The sequence below is a fragment of the Nocardia yunnanensis genome, from assembly GCF_003626895.1.
Lineage (GTDB): Bacteria > Actinomycetota > Actinomycetes > Mycobacteriales > Mycobacteriaceae > Nocardia > Nocardia yunnanensis.
Genome location: NZ_CP032568.1, coordinates 2,077,517 through 2,094,604 on the forward strand (window position 1 = coordinate 2,077,517; position 17,088 = coordinate 2,094,604).

The following is a 17,088-nucleotide window of genomic DNA, read 5'->3' on the forward strand; positions in this document are numbered from 1 at the left end:
CACTCGGTTTCTCGGAGATGTAGTTGTTGGGTTGTCTCGAGAAGGTGATGCGTGCAGTCCGTGGGCCGGAATCGGCTGGCTGCGGCTCGCGACTGGGCGTCAGCCCCGGTCCGGCAGGGCAGGCGACGCGCCCACACTGTTCTGTTGCTTTGCGTACGCCCGGGGTGGAACAGCGGCCCCGGGGTTCATGCGGCCTGTGGACCCCACTGGTGGCAGCGTGCGGCGATGCTAGTGGCGACCCGCTGCCCGGCGTGATGTTTCTCGTTCACCCGAGGCGTGCGCGACGGGTCGACAGCTGCTGGTGCGATCCAACCCACCCGCCCGCGATGCGGGGAATCGCTGCCCATCATGACGGTGGTCCACCCGTACTCGCTGTCGTTGACCATCGCGTGGTGGTGATCGCACACCAACGCCAGGTTGTTCAGGTCGGTGGGCCCGCCTTTGGCCCAATCCAGCACGTGGTGGGCGGCGCACATCGCTGCTGGTGCGTCGCAGTCGGGATGCGTGCAGCCTTTGTCGCGGGCGATCAACGCCAATCGTTGCCCGGGAGTGGCGAGCCGTTCTCGGCTACGCCCCAGGTACAGCGGAACCCCGTCCCCGTCGAGCACGGCCAGCACCGGCTTGCTGCCGGCGGCCATCTTCAACGCCTCGTTGATCGAAACGTGCCCGCCGGTGGCGGTGGTCGCGATCCCCGCACCGCGTTCCAGATCGGCCAGGCTCATGGTGAGCGTGATCTGCACGGGCAGTCCGCGATGGCTGCCGAGCTTGTTCATGTCGACCCCGGCCTGCAACAGCGCCAACAGCGCGTCGTGATTGCGCTGCCCGGCGTCACGCCGGTCACGCCGCGCGGCCGCTTCCAACACAGCCGAGTCGACAACCGCGCCAGTGGCAGGACGGACCACGCCACCACCATGAGCGGCGACACCCTGGGCGGCGTGGCCTTCGGCGGCAGCGGCCTGCCCGGCACGGCCCTGGGCCGTGAAACCTTGGGCGGCACCACCTTCGGCCACCATGCCGTGGGCGACAGGACCCTGGGCGGCAGCACCGTTTGCCTCTACGCCCCGGACTGCGAGGCCCTGGCCGCCAACGCTCTGGGCGGCGAAACCCTGCGCGGCAACACCTTCGGTCACCACGCCGTAGGCGGCAACCCCGGCGGTCACCACACTGGTGGCCGCAGCGCCGGTGTTCATAACGTCGGCGGCCGCAGCACCGACACCGCCACCCGCGACCACACCGCCGGCCACAGCCCGACCGGGCAGGCCGCAAACAGCAGCACCGGACACACCGATGGAGCCGGGCGCAACGACAGCGCCAGGAGTACGGGCAACGCTGGAAGCACCCGGAACACCAGGGCTTTCGGGATCCTCCGCGTTGCACATGCCCGGGCGAGCGAACTTCGCCAGCACCGCATCCAAGCACGCACGCAACTCCGGGGTGATCCAGCCCTCCACCCACGACATGCCATCCACACCCGGCCGACCGATCACCAGACCGCGACGGCGACGGCGGTCGGCATCATTGATCACCGTGCCGTCCGGATCCAAACGCGCGAGGATCTCGCGGCCGATCTTCGGGAGGTCGTCGGGGAACAAACCCTCACAAGACTGTTCCACCAGCACCTGCTCCACATCCACGCGGGTTTCGACTGGGATGTCGGTGGGCAGATGCGTCATGATGTCCACGATGTGACGGACGTGGTCACGCGAGAGCGCGCCCGCCGCAAAGGCTTCCGCCGCTACCGGCAAAGCCGCGGGGCGGGGACGGCCGTTGGGTTCGGTGAACTCGCCGCATTCGCGGGTGATCTTCACACGCACCGACGCATCATGGGCGGACAGGCCCAGGGTTTGACGCAGGAACGGCACCAGCTTGCCCGCACCACTGGCCTCCGGCAGGCAGCGATCCGAGGCTTCGATGATCAGTTTCGAATCCAGGGCCGAGAGTTTGCGTTTGCAGGTTTCCAGCTGCTGCATCAACGCCACCACATCGGCATCCGTGAACGGGGTGAGGGTGGCGTGGGCGAGGGTGGTCGAGAGGGTTTCGACTGCGGTCACCAGTTCGGTGATGCCGCAGTTGTCGAATGTCACCCCCATCGAATTCATGCCTCCATTCTATCAATCAATTCAATGGCGAGGAACCCGAAATGTCCGGTATCCCTTAAATTTTCGATCCAACAATCTCCGAAACCCTTGCCCCCATTGCTTTTCCAGCAGCAAGCAAAGGCTCGGTAGATCGCAAAGTCCGGCTCAGCACGAACGCCCCTTCCAGAGCGCAGATAATCGCGATCATCAATTCCCGCGCATCCTCGCCGGCCAGCCCACGCCGCACGAGATACTCCGCCCCCTCGTCGATCCACGATTTCATGACTTCCCCTGCGACATCTCGGATTTCGGGTGTGCTGTCGGCCACCTCCCCCGCCACCGTCGCAACCGGGCACATGTTCATCCACCCACCCTGCTCGATCGTCTCGGCGGCGGCCGCGAATGCGGCGGGGACGGCTTCGCGGAGGTCGTCATGGGCATCGAGTAAGAGCGGAATCAGTTGGATGTAGGCCGCTCCCGAAGTGCGGAGGGCTTCCGCGGCGATGGCGGATTTGCCGGCCGGGAAATGGTGGTAGAGCGAGCCCATCGGCGCACCGGAGGCGGCGGTGATCTGTTTGACGGTGATGGCGCTGTAGCCCTGGACGCGCATGAGCTCGGCGACGGCGGTGACCAGCCGGTCCCGAGTAGTGGTTGACAGCTTCTCGCTCACGGATACAGACTAGAGCAAACGCACTAGAGCGTCTGCTCTAGAGGAGGGTCGAATATGCCGACTGTCGAGTTGAGCCAAGGCCGGATCCATTACGTCGAGCGGGGCGCGGGGCCCGCGGTGGTGCTGTTGCACGGGCTGCTCATGAATCACACCCAGTGGGACGCTGTGATAGACAAGCTGCCCGATGGCTTCCGCTACGTGCTACCGGATCTGCCGTTCGGTTCCCATCCCGAGCCCATGCACGAGGACGCGGATCTGAGCATGCGCGGAATGAACCAGCTGATCGCCGATTTTCTTGCGGCGCTGGATCTTCGCGATGTCACCCTGGTGCACACCGACTGGGGCGGCAGCCTGTTCCTCACCGCCTACGGCCTCGACGAACGCATCGGCCGGATGATCGTGCTGCCCTGCGAAGCCTTCGCCAACTTCCCGCCCGGCCTGCCGGGCAAGACGGTCACCGTGGCCGCCTATGTCCCGGGCGCACTCACGCTGGGGCTCAAGCAATTACGCGTCTCCTGGCTACGCTCCTCCCCTCTCCTGTTCGGCTGGATGGCGCGCTATCCGCTCAGCGACGAACTCGTCCACGGCTGGACCGAACCCGGCCTGCGGGACAAGCGGATTCAGCGCGACATGCTCTCCTACGGCCGATCCAAGCGCGTCAAATCCGAGCTGATCGCGAATACCGAAGCGCTGCGGGACTTCTCGGGTGAGGCCCTGATCCTCTGGTCGTCGGCGGGCAAGGTGATGCCGCGCGAGCACGGCCGGCGGCTGGCCGAGATCATTCCGAAGGGGCGGCTGGTCGAGATCGACGACGCCTATGTGCTGTCGATGATCGATCAACCCGACGCCGTCGCGGCCGCCATGGCGGAATTCCTCACCAGCGCGGTCATCGATCACGGGTGACGGAGGCTACCGTTCGGTATCGTCGGTGCCGCGATCACAGGAGACTGCACGGGAGGCACCATGCCGAGTTTGCTCAGTCGGGCGGTGCCCGCGTTTTTGCGGATCACCCAGGCCAACAAGCCGTTCATCACCGCCGAGGGCGCGCGTGACCATATTCGCGAGCGCACGCTGCGGCCGCAGGCGTACGGTCCGCCCCGGCTGCTGCGCTCGGACGTCACCGTCGAGGTGCGGCGTGAGAACGGGTGGCCGATCTACACGCTCGCGCCCCGCAGCGGCCGGGCTCGCGGCAATGTCGTCTACTGCCACGGCGGCGGTTGGGTTAACGAGGTTGTCCTGCAGCACTGGCAGTTGGCCGCCGATATCGTGGCCCGCGCGCGCACGACGGTCACGCTGCCCATCTATCCGCTGGTCCCCTACGGCACTGCCGATCAGGTGATTCCGGCGTTCGCGGCGCTGGTGCGCGCCAACCGGGAACAGTACGGAACCGTCTGTCTGGCAGGCGATTCCGCAGGCGGGCAGATCGCGCTGTCCACGGCGCTGACGCTGCGCGACGAGGAACAGCCGATCGTGCCCCGCACGATACTGATCTCCCCCGCCCTGGACCTGTCGCTGAGCAATCCCGACGTCCTCGCCGTCCAGCCCGCCGACCCCTGGCTCGGGCGCGAGGGCGGGCTGGTGCTCGGTGAGCATTGGCGCGGCCCCCTGCCGATCACCGACCCGCGCGTCAGCCCGCTGTTCGGCGATTTCACCGGGCTCGGCCCGCTGACCGTCTTCTCCGGCACCCGCGACATCCTCATGCCCGATATCCGGCTCATGGTCGAGAAGGCCAGGGCCGCAGGCGTCGACGTCGACTATCACGAGATCGCCGAGCTGGTGCACGTCTATCCGCTGACGCCGACCCCCGAGGGAAGGCAGGCGCGCGGTCTCATCGTCGAAGCCCTCCGACGCGCACTCGAAGCGGCACCCGCTCGGGCCTGATACCGCCGGGATCATCTCGGATCAGCCTGCGCCCAAACCCTTTTCCGCCAGCCACTTGCGGCCACGCGTCGCCGAGGCGCGCGAAAGCCACGCGTCCTGTACGACTTCGGTCAGCCCACCCAGCGTCAGTTCGGGAATTCGGCTGCCGCGCACCAGGACCGAGAGGTGCCCGTCGAAGTGCGGGGTGGTGAAGAACGGTGAGCCGGGGTCCTGGGTGAGGGCCAGTTTGTCGTCTTCCGTGGGCACCCAGAAGACGATGACGTCGTCGTAGCGCTCACCGGTCTCCGGGTCGAACGCGTCGGGCCGGGGACCCCGGAAGAAGACGAAGGATTTGCGGCCCACCTGATAGACCGGCCGGCCGCCCGGACCGGGCTCGACGGTGACGTGCGGCATGGCCTGGGCCAGGGCGTGGACGTCGTCCAGGCGGGCGCGGCGGGTACGGCTCGACACCCGGCCGAGTGTATCGCCGCACACATCCCACGCGGTCGCGAGCTGGGTTTATGCCTGCCTGCTGGCACAGAATGCGGCAAATCACATAGGTTGGACGCCATGGCGCGGCGTGTCAACGGAAACCTCCCCGAAGAGGTGACTAGCTTCGTCGGCCGCCGCGAAGAGCTGGCTACCGCGAAGCGCCTGCTGCCGACCACCCGGGTGCTCACGCTGCTCGGCCCCGGTGGAATGGGGAAGACGCGGTTGTCGCGGCAGATCGGGCAGCTGGTGGCCCGCGCCTTTCCGGACGGGGTGTGGCTGGTCGAGCTGGCCGACATCCAGGATCCGGCGCTGGTCACCCTGGCCGTCACCGAGGCGCTGAACCTGCGCGACGAGTCCACCGCCCCGCTGCCCCGGCTCACCGAATTCCTCGCCGACAAGCGGCTGCTGCTGATTCTGGACAACTGCGAGCATCTCATCGAAGCCTGCGCGACCCTGGTCGCCCGGATCATCGCCGCCACCCCCGACGTCCGGGTGCTGGCCACCAGCCGCGAAGTGCTCGGCATTCCCGGCGAACAGGTCATGCCGGTGCCGCCGCTGACGGTGCCGAACGCCGGTGAGGACGGTGACGCGCTGCAGTTGTTCATCGAGCGGGCCACCGCCGCCAACCCGGCCTTCCGCGCCACCCCGGCCAATCGGGTGGTGCTGGCCGAGATCTGCCGCCGGCTCGAGGGCATGCCGCTCGCACTGGAGCTGGCGGCGCTGCGGCTGCGCATGTTCACCCCGGAACAGATTCTCGACCGCCTCGACGACACCATCGGGCTGCTCAGCGCCGGACCGCGTACCGCGCCGCAACGCCAGCAGACCATCGAGGGCGCCATCCGCTGGAGCTACGACCTGTGCACGGCGGCGGAACAGGCGCTGTGGGAACAGCTTTCGGTGTTCGCGGGTGGTTTCGACATCGATGCCGCGGAGGCGGTGTGCGAGCTGGGCCGGGGTTCGCTGATGGAGGCGCTGACCGGGCTGGTGGACAAATCGGTGGTGCTGCTGCGCTTCGACGGCGACGTCGCCCGCTACTCGATGCTCGAGCCGATCCGCCAGTTCGCCGCCGACCGGCTCACCGAACGCGGTACGGCACAACAGGTTCGAGCCCGCCACCGCGAGCACTACCGGCAGCTGGCCATGCGCGGGCAGACCGCGTACTGGACCGGCGAGGACGTCGCCTGGTTCGGCGAATTGTCCAGGGAGCACGCCAATCTGCGCGCCGCGCTGAAGTCCGGGCTCGCGGACGAGCCGCTGCGCACCATGGCCACGGTCACCGTGCTGCGGCCGTTCTGGGAGCACAACCGGTTCCTCTCGGAAGGCTACCGGTGGCTCACCGATTCACTGGCCCGCAACCCGGAGGAGACGGCCGAACGCGCCAAGGCGCTGTCGTCGGCGGCCTCGCTGGCGGCGCTGCTGGGCGATCGGGAGTCGGCGGAGCGGCTGGTCACCGAATGCATCGAGCTGGCGGCGCGGCTGCCGGACTCCGACATCATGGCCGAGGTGGCGCTGGACGAATCGCTGCTGGCCTTCGCCTCCAGCGACCGGGAGCGTTCGCTGGAGCTGGGCCGGCGGGCCATCGAGCTGGCGGCCACCCACGGTCAGAATGCCATCGAAATGGATTCGCACGCTTTCTCTTTCATGGCCGCCATGGTGCTCGAGGCGCCCGGCCGCACCGAGCTGGCGCAGCGGTTCCTCAAGCTCACCACCGACAGCGGTTCGCATCTGCTGGGTGGACTGGCGCTGTGGACGGTCGGCATCGACCACTGGCGGCGCGGGGAACCCGAGGCGGCGGCCGAATTCCACGGTCGCGCCATCCAGCAGCTGGCCTTGTTCGAGCGCTGCGTCTGGCTGTCGTCGGCCTTCGAGGGGCTGGCGTGGACGGTCAGCGCAGGCGGTGACTTCGACCGGGCCGCGCGACTGCTGGGCGCGGCGGAATCATTGCAGCGCAGCACCATTCGCCTCGCCGACACCATCACCGTGGCGGTCGGCGAGAAGGAACGACTGAAGGTTCGAAACGCCCTCGGCGAGACGGGTTTCCGCACCGCGTTCGATGCGGGCGCGAGCCTGCCGCTGGACGAGGCCATCGACTACGCCCTGGGCCGCACCGCCCCCGCACCGGAACCCCTTGCCGCGGAACCCGCCCCGAAGCGAGCCCCCCGCGCCACGACCGCCACCCTCACCGACACCAACGTCCTCACCCGCCGCCAAAAGGATGTCGCCCGCCTGGTCGCCGCCGGCCACAGCAACAAACGCATCGCCGCCGACCTGGTCATCTCCGTCCGCACCGCCGAAACCCACGTCGAACACATCCTCACCAAACTCGGCCTCACCTCCCGCACCCAGCTCGCCGCCTGGGCCCACGAACACGACCTGTAGACGTCACCCCTGGCCAGAGTGCTAGCGATAGCGATAGCATGAACGCATGGCCGCTATCCATATCCGCAATGTGTCGGATACGACGCTGCGTGCACTACGAGAGCGCGCCCATCGGCACGGCCGTTCGATGCAGCAGGAGCTACTGGACATCATCGAGGCAGCAGCTGCGGAACCCGTCGTGGCCGAGAAACCCGAGCCCATCGAACTGGCGACAGTCCGTACCGCAGGAACGAGCAGTTGGAGCCGAGAGGACATCTATGACGACGACGGACGCTGATCACGTTGTCGTAGACACCGATGTGTTGCTCGCGGCGAGCGATGCGGGACGTGCCACCTTCGGCGCAGCGCGTACGATCTTCAACGATTGGCCCGCTGACGGCACCACGCTCTATACGTCGGGCCAGATCCTGCGCGAATACCTTTGTGTCGCAACGAGACCGGTCGATCGTAACGGCCTCGGCATGAGCCTGGCCGACGCGACCGCTAATTGCCGCGCATTCGGCGCACGTATGCGGTTTCTCCCTGAGAACGACAAGGTTCACAGCCGCCTTCTCGAACTGATCGAGGACACAGCGTGTTCTGGCAAACAGGTTCACGACGCCAATATCGCCGCCACCATGCTCGTCCATGGGGTCGGCACGGTGGTGACATCGAACGTCTCGGATTTCAAGCGTTTCGAACGCCTCATCCGGGTGGTGGGCCTTTAGTCGCTGGCTACTGGTAGCCGGTGGCGCCGTCGATGCGTTCGCGGAGGAGGTCGGCGTGGCCGGCGTGACGGGCGTACTCCTCGATCATGTGCAGGTAGATCCAGCGGAGGGTGAGGTCCTTGCCGCTGCGGGGGTGTGAGACGGTGTGGTCGAGGGGCAGGGGGGCGATTGCCTTGTCGCACTGGGCGATTTCGTCGAGCAGGCGGGCGTAGTCGGCTTCGGCGTCCTCGGGGACGGTGTCGTGGAAGTCGCCGTCTTCGTTGGTGTCGGTGCAGTACAGGTTGTCGAGCTGCTCACCGGCGGCACGTTTGCGGAACCAGCCTCGCTCGACCTCGGCCATGTGCCGGATGAGGCCCAGCAGCGACATGGTGGAGGGTTCGACGCTGCGGGTGGAGAGCTGAACGCCGTTGAGGCCCTGGCATTTCCACAGCAGGATCTCGCGGCCGCGGTTGAGCAGGGAGTCGAGTACGGCACGCTCGTCACCGGCGAGCACCTGGGGTGTGAGGGTGACTTCGGGGGCGGTCCACGTCATTCCCGGACTCTAGCGCCGTCCGCCCGCCCCGGAAACCGAATTCGCGCCCGCCCGCAGACGGGCGGGCGCGTATCGGTGTCGACAGGCGAAACCGCTGCTACAGGCCGTTGTCGAGGAAATCGATCACCGAGCGCTCGAAGGCGTCCTTGCGTTCGATCATGACCCAGTGCCCGCAGCGGGCGAAGGTCCGCAGGTCCGCGTTGGGCAGCTGCCGTGCCGCGAACAGCGCGCCCTCGACCGGGGTGACCCGGTCGTCGCGACCCCACAGGATCAGCACTTCCTGCTTGATCCCTTTCAGTCGCGCCCACAGCGGCACCGGTTCGGCGAGCTTCGGGTTGTAGAAGGTGGCGTACGCATCCCGCAGTGCGGCCTGCCCTTTGGGATCGGCGGCCGCCTGCAACCGCTTGGCGACGAGCTCCTCGGTGAGGGTGGCCGGATTGGACACCATGGCGCGCAGAAACCCCATGGCCTTCTCGTCGCTGGGCGCGGCATTGAACTCCATCAGCCGCGTAATGCCCTCGGACGGTTCGGGTCCCAGAATGTTCACGCCGACGCCGCCGGGAGCCATCAGCACCAGCCGCTCGACCCGGCCCGGATGTTCCAGCGCCAGCAGCGTCGCGACCGTCCCGCCCATGGAATTGCCCAGCAGGTGCGCCTTCTCGATGCCCAGCGCGTCGAGCAGTCCGATCACCGCGTCGGCGGCGATACGCAGGTAGTTGCGCTCGTACACCTCCGGCCGCCCGCTCTCCCCGAAGCCCGGCTGATCCAGGATCAGGCAGCGAAAGTGCGCGGCCAGCACCGCCAGATTGTCACCGAAGTTGGCCCAGCCGGACACGCCCGCGCCGGAACCGTGCAGCAGCACCAGCGCCGGGCCCTCGCCCGCCTCGTGATAGCGCAGCTCGAGCCCGTCGACCGTGACCCACCGGGTGGTGTTCTCGGCGGTCAATGTCGTCTTCTCGGCGGTGGTCATCACAGCATCCGATCCGCGACCTCGAGGCCCATCGCACCCTTGCCGTACATGGCCAGCGCCCGCTCCACATCGTTGATGACGTGCACGCTACCGGCGTGCGCGTCGCGCCAGTTGCGCTCGATGATGTTGGGCCGGCGGATGGCGTGGCCGCCGGAGTTCTTGAACAGCAGGTCGATCGCCTCGAGCGCGCGCTCGGTGCCGCGCACCTGATCGCGGCGGGTGGCCAGGCGCAGCTCGAACGGGATCTCCTCGCCGGCCCGGGCGTAGCGCAGCTGCTCGCTCATATTGCGTTCCATCTGCAGCACGGCGGCGTCGATTTCCGAAGCGGCCCGGGCGATCCGGACGTGCGCGAAGGGATCCTCCGACACCTTCTGCCCGCCGTAGGACAGCCGCACCCGCTCGCGCTGCCGCTCGATGTGCGCCTCGTACGCGCCTTGCGCCGCGCCGATGATCGGGGCGGTGATGGTGTTGGAGAACAGCGCGCCGAACGAGATCTTGTACAGCGGATTGGTGTTCACCGCCTGGCCGGGACCGACCAGGTTGGCCTGATCGGTGGCCGAGTAGGCGCGATGCGTCGGCACGAACGCCTTCTCGATCACGATGTCGTTGGACCCGGTGCCCGACAGCCCGGACACGTTCCAGGTGTCCTCGATGCGATAGTCGGTGCGCGGCACCAGCACCGTGTAGTAGTCCATGCCGGTCTCGGTCGGGATCAGCGCGCCCAGGAACACCCACTGGGCGTGGTCGCAGCCGGAGGAGAACTGCCAGCGGCCCGACAGCTCGTAGCCGCCGTCGACCACGGTCAGCTTGCCGGTCGGCGCGTACGAGGACGACACCAGCGTGTCGGGGTTGTCCGACCAGACATCCTGCTGCGCTTGGTCTTCGAACAGCGCCAGCTGCCACGGGTGCGCGCCCAGCACGGACGACACCCACGCGGTGGACGGGCACACGGTGGCGATCGCGCGGATCACCTCGTAGAAGGCGACCGGCGACTCCTCGTGGCCGCCGAAGCGGGCCGGCTGCAGCATGCGGAACACCCCGGCCTCGGTGAGCTCGGCGATGCTGGCGTCGGGCACCCGCCGCTGCTCCTCGGCCTGCGCCGCCCGCTCCTTGATGGCGGGCAGCAGATCGCGAACCCGATCGAGCACCTTGTTCGTCATGCGGGTGTTCCTCCTCGTGCCAGAGTTTCTGACTCGAAGCTAGGACCCGCCAGGTGTTTCGAACCGAAATAGTCCCGATGATCGGAACAGGGGTTCCGCTGGACAAATGGAAGAGCGAAGTCGGGGGGCTACTTGTGGGCGTACTCCCAGAGAATGTCCTCGTCGAGGGCCTTGCGGATATTGCTCTCGAGGTCGGGATTCCACCCCTGCGGCTGGGCCACCGCGACCCAGCCGTCGAGCACGGTGGTGCCGTATTTGTGGCCGTGGCCGGCGGGCACCGATTGGGCGTGCGCGAGGTCGGCACTGACTTGCCAGAAGGTGACGATCGGCCACCAGCGGATCGACTTGGAGACGTCCGAGCCGCGCGGCTCCTTGAGCCAATCCGGTTGCGTGAACAGCAGATCCGGCGACCACCACACAATGGGGTCGGAGGCGTGCTGCAGGTAGACCACGCGCGGATTCGTCCACGGCCGAGCGGGTGTGGCGAGATTCGCGGCGGTAGCGCCGAATCGGACGATCAACCCGTCCGCGTAGATGGGCAGAATCTCCGGAGTGCCGGGGTCGCGGCGCTGTTCGAGCTGCGACCAGATGCGGTTGGAGTTGGGCGGCCCCACCCACAGCACCCCGTCGACCAGGGTGCGAATGTCATCGAGCCCGGTGAACGCACCCTCGGACCCCTGCGAACCGAGACTCTCGCCGTACACCAGCAGTTTCGGGCGATGCTCCGGCGGCAGCGTCGCCCACTTCTCGTGCACCGCGTGCACCAGCAGCTTCCCGGCCTCGGTCGCCTTGTTGCGGTCCGACAGGAACGACAGGACGCTGGGCAGATACGAGTACTGGGTCGCGGCGATCGCCTCGTCACCGCCGTACATGTACTCGATGGATTCGGCCGTCTGGGTATCCACCCAGCCGGTGCCGGTGGTGGTCACGACCACCAGCGCTTGACGTTCCCATGCCCTGGTCCGATCCAGCTCCTGGACAACCAGATTCGCGATGTCCTCGGGAGTCTCGGCCGACTCCAGCCCCGCGTACACCCGGATCGGTTCCCGCGCGGGCCGGCCCGTCACCTGGGCGATGCGCTCGGCGCTCGGCGCGGTGGCCACGAACCAGCGCCCTTCGGAACCGAGGGTCTCCCATTTCGCCGAAGACGCTGGGCTCCCGGACCTTTCGGCCAGCTGCGGCTGCACCGCGCTCGGCGAGGTCTTGCCGTTGCGGGTGCTGAACGCCGAATTCGCCACGGTGAAGAAGCCTTTCGCCAGCACGCCCTGAACCAGCAGCACCGCCAGCACGGCCACGACGACGATCACCGCCGGATAGGCGACGGTGCGCGGGATCCGCAGATCCAGGTTGGCCAGCCGCACCAGCCGCCGAATCATCCACCGCACCACGCGGAACACCCCGATCACCAGGGCCACGGTGAGACCGGCCACCAGCTCGGCCCGCAGATATCCCGACGTGGTCGTCGGCGTCATCCCCATCAGCACCTCGAGGTCGCGCTGCCAGCGCGCCGACCGCGCCAGCACCAATGCCGCCCCCACCACACACGCCAGCACGACGACGATCTTGGTGATCCCCCGCGCCAGATCCGACGGATGCCACAGCTTCGCCCAGGCCCCCGCCTCCGGAATTCGCGGCCACACCCACTTCAGAAACGCCCACTGCAACACACATCCCACCCCGTACCCGATGGCCCCGCTGATCCCGCTCACCAGCCCCTGGAACAACCAGGTGCGCGGCATCAACGACGGCGACACCGACCACGCGAAGAAGATCGCCGCCGCCACCAGACCCGGATAGCTGGGACGCACCGCGTCCTCCAGCCGATCCGCGAACCGCCACAATCGCGCCGGCAACGAATTGCCCTCGCCGACACCGGCCGACGCGTCCGCCCCGGCCGAATCCGCCGTGTCCGGCCGATCCGCGCCGGGCTGCGCCGGGATCGCGTCCTCGGTCTCGGTCGAATCTCCCGGCTGCGGCTCGATCGTCATGCGCCCGAGTCTTCCGCGCGCGGCCGCCCGGGTGACGACGACACGCGCGGACGACGACCGGTACACCGCCGTCTGCGGGCCTCGGATCAGGCGCGGCGGGCGGCCGCCGTCCCGGCCCGGCGGCCGAAGAAGGTGCCGTCGCCCAGCGACGTGCCGGAGATATAGCCGAACCCGTGCAGACCGTTGGCGGCGCGGCCCGCGGCGAACAGGCCGGGGATGGGTTTGCCGTCGAGGTTCAGGACATGGCCGTCGAGATCGGTGTGCAGCCCGCCGAGGGTGAAGACGGACGCCCCGGTGCCGCGGCGGTCACCGGACTCGGCGGGCGGGCGGACGCCGGCCTTCACGTCGATGGCGGCCAAGGGGGCGGTCAGCGGGCGCAGCCAGCGGCTCGCCTTGTGGTGGTCGAGATCCTGTCCGCGCGTGGCGAATTCGTTGTAGCGGGCCAGGGCGGCGACCAGCGAGCCGAACGGCAGCCCGGTCAGCGTCTCGAGTTCTTCCGGGGTTTCGGCGACATGCGTGGGCCGCACACCCCAGCGCTGGGGTTCGGGGACATCCTCGAAACCCTCCTCGTCGACGATGACCCAGATCGCGGTGTCGTCACCGGCCCAGCTGCCGCCCATGTTCTGCCGGTAGAGGGCGTGCTGGCCGATGCGGCCCGGATAGGTGTCCTCGTTGATGAAGCGGCGGCCGAGGGCGTTGACGACCAGACCGCGCGCCGCCAGGCCGGGGATGAGCGACATGCCCACCTGTCCGGCGTTCATGTGGCGCACCGCCGCGCCGAGCGCCTGGGCCATGCGGATGCCGGAGCCGTCGTCGGTGCCCGCGCTGACCTTGGTGTGCCCCAGCAGTTGTGGCGCGTGGGCGGCGAGCATGTCGTCGTTGTCGACGAAACCGCCGGTGGTGAGCACGATGCCGCGCCGCGCCCGAATGGTGAGTTCGGCGCCGTACCGCCGGGCCACCGCGCCCACCACCGTGCCGTTTTCCGCGACGATCAGCGTGCTCACGACCGTGTCGAAAAGGGCGGTGGCGCCGGCGGATTCGGCCGCCGCGGTCAGGCATTCCATCAGCAGCTTGCCGCCGAAGTCGTTGGCGGTGGGCCGATGCCCGCGCGGGGCCGGGGCCGCCAATTCGGTGAAGGGCCAGCTGTTCTCGCCCAGCCACATGAGCCCGTCGTCGGTGGGCGGGACCCAGGTGGGCGCGTCCCACAGGCTCGGCTTGAACGGGACGCCGCGGTCGACGAGCCAGTGGAAGTGCTCGACGCTGCCCGCGCAGTACTCCTCGATCTTGGCGAGGTCCGCGCCCGTGCCCAGGGCCGCGGTCAGGAAGGCCGCCATGGCTTCCGGGGTGTCGTCGAAGCCGCAGGCCGCCTGGATCGGGGTGCCGCCGCCGAGGTAGATCTCGCCGCCCGACATGGCCGACGCGCCGCCGGCCCCGCCCGCCCGGTCCACCACCAGCACGCGCGCTCCGGCGTAGGCCGCCTCGAAGGCGGCCGCCGCGCCCGCCGCGCCGTATCCGACGACCAGCACATCGGTCTCGATGGCGTAGCCGTTCACCTCGCCGGCCGCCCGCGGCGTGACCGAATTCCGCACTGTCATGCTTCGACGGTGCCCGCTGATGCGCCTCCTACTTAGCGGTACATCTTGCTGACCGAATCCCCGATCCCGTTGACCGGGACTGTGCCCCGTCACCCGCTCGAGCAGTGGGGATGGTGTGTGAACGGCGTCACTGTGGTTGGGGACGCCGGCACGAGGAGGAGAGTCGATGCGGATTCTGGTCACCGGAGTCACCGGAGTCACCGGGCCGAGCGGCCGGGCGGTGGCGCGCATGGTGCTGGCGGCGGGCCACGAGGTGGCCGGCCTGGACCGGCGGCGCCACCGCTACGTGGACCCGCGGGTCGAGGTGATCGTCGGCGACCTGTCCGACGCCGCCGTGCTCGAGCGGGCGGCGGCCGGGGCCGATGCCATCGTGCATCTGGCCGGCACCGCGGTCGCGGCGGTCGCGCGGGCGGCCCGGGATGCCGGTGCGCGGCTCGTGATTCCCGTTGCGGCGGGCGGAGATTCGAGCACCGAGAAGATCGTGAACGGGTCCGGTGCGGACGCGCTCGTCGTGCGCACCGCCCTGGTGGCGGGCCGCCGCATGGACGCCGGCGCGTGGCGCGCCCTCGAGGGCCTGACCGGCGGCAAGGCCGGCCTCCAGGTGCTGCACTACGACGACCTGGAGCGGTTCCTGGTGCTGGCGGCGCTCTCGCAGCGCGGGGGTGTGGTGGAGCTGGCCGCGCCGGGTGAGGTCTCGGGTGCCGACGTCAAGCGGATCTTCGCCGACGGCGGCGTGAAATACCGTGCGTGGCTGCCGAAATCGTCGTCCGCGCCGGCCCGGCTGGACACGACCGCCGCCCGCGAGGAGTGGGGTTTCCGCTACGGCTGGACCGCCGCCGAGGTGGTCGCCGATGTGGCGCGCGGCCTGCACGGCCGCAAGAGCGGCGGTTCCGGCATCCGTGACCGGCGCGGCGCGATCCCGCTGCCCACCCACGTGGTGCCGCAGAACGCACCGACCTCCGACGGTTACGCACTGAAATCCGCTGCCCCCGAGGGACTTCAGGGCGAGTTCGACGATCTGATCGACGATCGCATCCCCGTCTACACCGCCACCAACACCTCCGAGGCGCTGCCCGGCCCGCTGACCCCGCTGACCATCGATCTGCAGGCCGGCGCGATCCGGCTCGGCAACGAGGCGATGGGCAATATGATCGCCATCGAGGGAATCGCGTTGGAGCACTGGGTTTCCCGGGTCACCAGCGTGCTGGGCCACCACATGTACATCAACGCCTCCATCGGCGTCTTCTCCGCGCAGAACATGCCCGGCTGGGACGAGGAGAGCGTGCGCCGCGACGTGTACGGCACCATCGGCGATGTCGAGCTGCATCCCAAGGGCCGCCCGGCCATGCCGACCGGCGTGGCCGCCCGCGCGGGCACGTTCAAGGCCCTGGGCCGGGTCGCGGCCACCGCCCTGAAGTACGCCGAGACCGCCGAGCACATCAATGCCGCCGCGCACGCGGAAGCGCTGACCCGCGACCAGATCTCGGAACTCACCGACGAGCAGCTGCACGCGCGCGCCCTGCTGTGGCGCGATCGCCTCAACCAGGCGTGGCAGGCCGCCTCCATCGGCGTCATGATGACGGGTGCGGCCACCGCCGCCCACAAGGGCGAGGTCAAGATCGACCTGAATCGCCTGGAGTCGGCCAAGACCATGCTGGCGGTGGAGCGGCTGGCGGCCCTGTGCCGCAAGGACGCCGGACTGCAGGAGGTCGCCAAGAGCGGCGATGTCGGTGCGGCGCGGGAGAAGTCGCCGGAGTTCGCGGCGGCCCTGGATCAGGAGCTGGCCCGGATCGGTCATCGTGGTCCCGGCGAGTGCGAGCTGCTCAACGCCACCTTCGGCGATCGACCGGAACTGCTGGTGACCGCCGCCGGCCGGGCCGCGGAAATGCCCGCGCCGCACCGGGAACCGGTGCCCGAGCCCAGCGGCCGCACCGCCAAGATGGCCGTCGGCGCGACCGTCTACCGCGAGCGCGCCCGCGACGCGGTGGTGCGGGTCACCAACTGCCTGCGCCTGGCCACCCAGGAACGCGCGGCCCGGCTGGTCCGGGCGGGCAAGCTGACCGACATCGAGGACTCGGTGTTCCTGAACCTCGACGAAATCCTCTGGGCCCCGGCCGATCTGAAGCAGCGCGTGGCCCGCCGCCGGGCCGAGCGCACCCGGTTGCAGGCCGTGCGCATGCCCGATGTCGTCAACGGCCCGTGGGAGCCGGAGGAGATCGCCGGCGCGATCGCGGTGGGCGACACCCTCTCCGGGCTCGGGGTGAGTCCGGGCGTGGTGGAGGGCACTGTCAAGCGCGTGCTGACCCTCGACGACGATATCGAGCCCGGCGACATCCTGGTCGCCGCGGTCACCGACACCGGCCACACCGCCATGTTCGCCTACGCCGGCGCGGTGGTGACCGATATCGGCGGCGCGGCCTCGCACGCCGCCATCGTCGCCCGTGAGTTCGGCGTCCCCTGCGTGGTCGACACCAAGACCGCCAGCGACGCCCTGCGGGACGGTCAGCGCGTTCGCGTCGACGGCGCGGCCGGGACCGTCACCCTGCTGGCCGACGCCGACTAGGCCGCGGCTCGAAGAACGCCCGCAGCGCGCCGGTGTCCGTGTGGGACGGCACCGGCATCCGGGCCGGGGAACCTGCCCTCGGCCCGTTCCGCTA

At 68.9% G+C, this 17,088-nt stretch carries 14 protein-coding genes; 6 read left to right on the forward strand and 8 right to left on the reverse strand.

What is annotated here, in order from left to right; genetic code table 11:
* Positions 1-185: 185 nt before the first annotated feature.
* A complete protein-coding gene (locus tag D7D52_RS09525; protein ID WP_120735988.1) occupies positions 186-2,099 on the reverse strand; it encodes an HNH endonuclease signature motif containing protein in 1,914 nt (637 codons plus the stop codon).
* Positions 2,100-2,154: 55 nt separating this feature from the next.
* Positions 2,155-2,748: a TetR/AcrR family transcriptional regulator gene (locus tag D7D52_RS09530; protein ID WP_120735989.1), complete on the reverse strand. Its 594-nt coding sequence runs from the start codon at positions 2,746-2,748 to the stop codon at positions 2,155-2,157.
* 54 nt (positions 2,749-2,802) lie between these two features.
* Between D7D52_RS09530 and D7D52_RS09535 the strand changes: the two genes are divergently transcribed.
* Positions 2,803-3,651, forward strand: coding sequence for an alpha/beta fold hydrolase (locus D7D52_RS09535; RefSeq protein ID WP_120735990.1), 849 nt, complete (start codon positions 2,803-2,805; stop codon positions 3,649-3,651).
* 60 nt (positions 3,652-3,711) lie between these two features.
* Positions 3,712-4,629, forward strand: a complete 918-nt coding sequence (locus tag D7D52_RS09540) for an alpha/beta hydrolase fold domain-containing protein (protein ID WP_120735991.1) — start codon at positions 3,712-3,714, stop codon at positions 4,627-4,629.
* Between the two features lie 21 nt (positions 4,630-4,650).
* On the opposite strand, the gene D7D52_RS09545 is transcribed toward D7D52_RS09540, so the two are convergent.
* Positions 4,651-5,079 carry an MmcQ/YjbR family DNA-binding protein gene (locus D7D52_RS09545; RefSeq protein WP_187703130.1) on the reverse strand — a complete coding sequence of 143 codons (429 nt, stop codon included), beginning with the start codon at positions 5,077-5,079 and terminating at the stop codon, positions 4,651-4,653.
* Between the two features lie 99 nt (positions 5,080-5,178).
* Between D7D52_RS09545 and D7D52_RS09550 the strand changes: the two genes are divergently transcribed.
* From D7D52_RS09550 to D7D52_RS09555, 3 genes are read left to right on the forward strand one after another with little or no spacing between them, the layout of a single operon-like run.
* Positions 5,179-7,479 carry a LuxR C-terminal-related transcriptional regulator gene (locus tag D7D52_RS09550; RefSeq protein WP_246023723.1) on the forward strand — a complete coding sequence of 767 codons (2,301 nt, stop codon included), beginning with the start codon at positions 5,179-5,181 and terminating at the stop codon, positions 7,477-7,479.
* Between the two features lie 46 nt (positions 7,480-7,525).
* Entirely contained in the window at positions 7,526-7,756 is a 231-nt protein-coding gene (locus tag D7D52_RS37650) for a FitA-like ribbon-helix-helix domain-containing protein (protein WP_162958237.1), read from the forward strand.
* Positions 7,737-8,186, forward strand: a complete 450-nt coding sequence (locus tag D7D52_RS09555; protein ID WP_120735992.1) for a type II toxin-antitoxin system VapC family toxin — start codon at positions 7,737-7,739, stop codon at positions 8,184-8,186. The genes D7D52_RS37650 and D7D52_RS09555 overlap by 20 nt, the downstream gene beginning before the upstream one ends.
* 7 nt (positions 8,187-8,193) lie before the next feature.
* Here the strand turns inward: D7D52_RS09555 and D7D52_RS09560 are convergent, their stop codons facing one another.
* The 5 genes from D7D52_RS09560 to D7D52_RS09580 form a co-directional block, all read right to left on the reverse strand.
* Positions 8,194-8,718: a DinB family protein gene (locus tag D7D52_RS09560; protein WP_120735993.1), complete on the reverse strand. Its 525-nt coding sequence runs from the start codon at positions 8,716-8,718 to the stop codon at positions 8,194-8,196.
* Positions 8,719-8,815: 97 nt separating this feature from the next.
* Positions 8,816-9,688: an alpha/beta fold hydrolase gene (locus tag D7D52_RS09565; RefSeq protein WP_120735994.1), complete on the reverse strand. Its 873-nt coding sequence runs from the start codon at positions 9,686-9,688 to the stop codon at positions 8,816-8,818.
* A complete protein-coding gene (hsaA, locus tag D7D52_RS09570; protein WP_120735995.1) occupies positions 9,688-10,848 on the reverse strand; it encodes a 3-hydroxy-9,10-secoandrosta-1,3,5(10)-triene-9,17-dione monooxygenase oxygenase subunit in 1,161 nt (386 codons plus the stop codon). The genes D7D52_RS09565 and hsaA overlap by 1 nt, the downstream gene beginning before the upstream one ends.
* Positions 10,849-10,976: 128 nt before the next feature.
* Positions 10,977-12,836 carry an alpha/beta hydrolase gene (locus tag D7D52_RS09575; RefSeq protein ID WP_120743959.1) on the reverse strand — a complete coding sequence of 620 codons (1,860 nt, stop codon included), beginning with the start codon at positions 12,834-12,836 and terminating at the stop codon, positions 10,977-10,979.
* An 86-nt stretch (positions 12,837-12,922) separates the two neighbouring features.
* Positions 12,923-14,431 (reverse strand): FAD-dependent oxidoreductase, encoded by a 1,509-nt coding sequence (locus tag D7D52_RS09580; protein WP_120735996.1) that lies wholly within the window; start codon positions 14,429-14,431, stop codon positions 12,923-12,925.
* A 166-nt stretch (positions 14,432-14,597) separates the two neighbouring features.
* Here D7D52_RS09580 and D7D52_RS09585 point away from each other — a divergent pair, with 166 nt between their 5' ends.
* The gene (locus D7D52_RS09585) at positions 14,598-16,994 is read left to right on the forward strand and encodes a PEP-utilizing enzyme (RefSeq protein WP_120735997.1); all 2,397 of its coding nucleotides are present in this window, start codon (positions 14,598-14,600) and stop codon (positions 16,992-16,994) included.
* Positions 16,995-17,088: the final 94 nt, after the last annotated feature.

Excerpts from the sequence above, each read along its gene's own strand:
- D7D52_RS09580 (WP_120735996.1), bottom strand. The coding sequence starts at position 14,431 with ATGACAGTGCGGAATTCGGTCACGCCGCGGGCGGCCGGCGAGGTGAAC.
- D7D52_RS09585 (WP_120735997.1), top strand. The coding sequence starts at position 14,598 with ATGCGGATTCTGGTCACCGGAGTCACCGGAGTCACCGGGCCGAGCGGC.
- D7D52_RS09550 (WP_246023723.1), top strand. The coding sequence starts at position 5,179 with ATGGCGCGGCGTGTCAACGGAAACCTCCCCGAAGAGGTGACTAGCTTC.
- D7D52_RS09565 (WP_120735994.1), bottom strand. The coding sequence starts at position 9,688 with ATGACCACCGCCGAGAAGACGACATTGACCGCCGAGAACACCACCCGG.
- D7D52_RS37650 (WP_162958237.1), top strand. The coding sequence starts at position 7,526 with ATGGCCGCTATCCATATCCGCAATGTGTCGGATACGACGCTGCGTGCA.
- hsaA (WP_120735995.1), bottom strand. The coding sequence starts at position 10,848 with ATGACGAACAAGGTGCTCGATCGGGTTCGCGATCTGCTGCCCGCCATC.
- D7D52_RS09575 (WP_120743959.1), bottom strand. The coding sequence starts at position 12,836 with ATGACGATCGAGCCGCAGCCGGGAGATTCGACCGAGACCGAGGACGCG.
- D7D52_RS09560 (WP_120735993.1), bottom strand. The coding sequence starts at position 8,718 with ATGACGTGGACCGCCCCCGAAGTCACCCTCACACCCCAGGTGCTCGCC.
- D7D52_RS09525 (WP_120735988.1), bottom strand. The coding sequence starts at position 2,099 with ATGAATTCGATGGGGGTGACATTCGACAACTGCGGCATCACCGAACTG.
- D7D52_RS09540 (WP_120735991.1), top strand. The coding sequence starts at position 3,712 with ATGCCGAGTTTGCTCAGTCGGGCGGTGCCCGCGTTTTTGCGGATCACC.
- D7D52_RS09555 (WP_120735992.1), top strand. The coding sequence starts at position 7,737 with ATGACGACGACGGACGCTGATCACGTTGTCGTAGACACCGATGTGTTG.
- D7D52_RS09535 (WP_120735990.1), top strand. The coding sequence starts at position 2,803 with ATGCCGACTGTCGAGTTGAGCCAAGGCCGGATCCATTACGTCGAGCGG.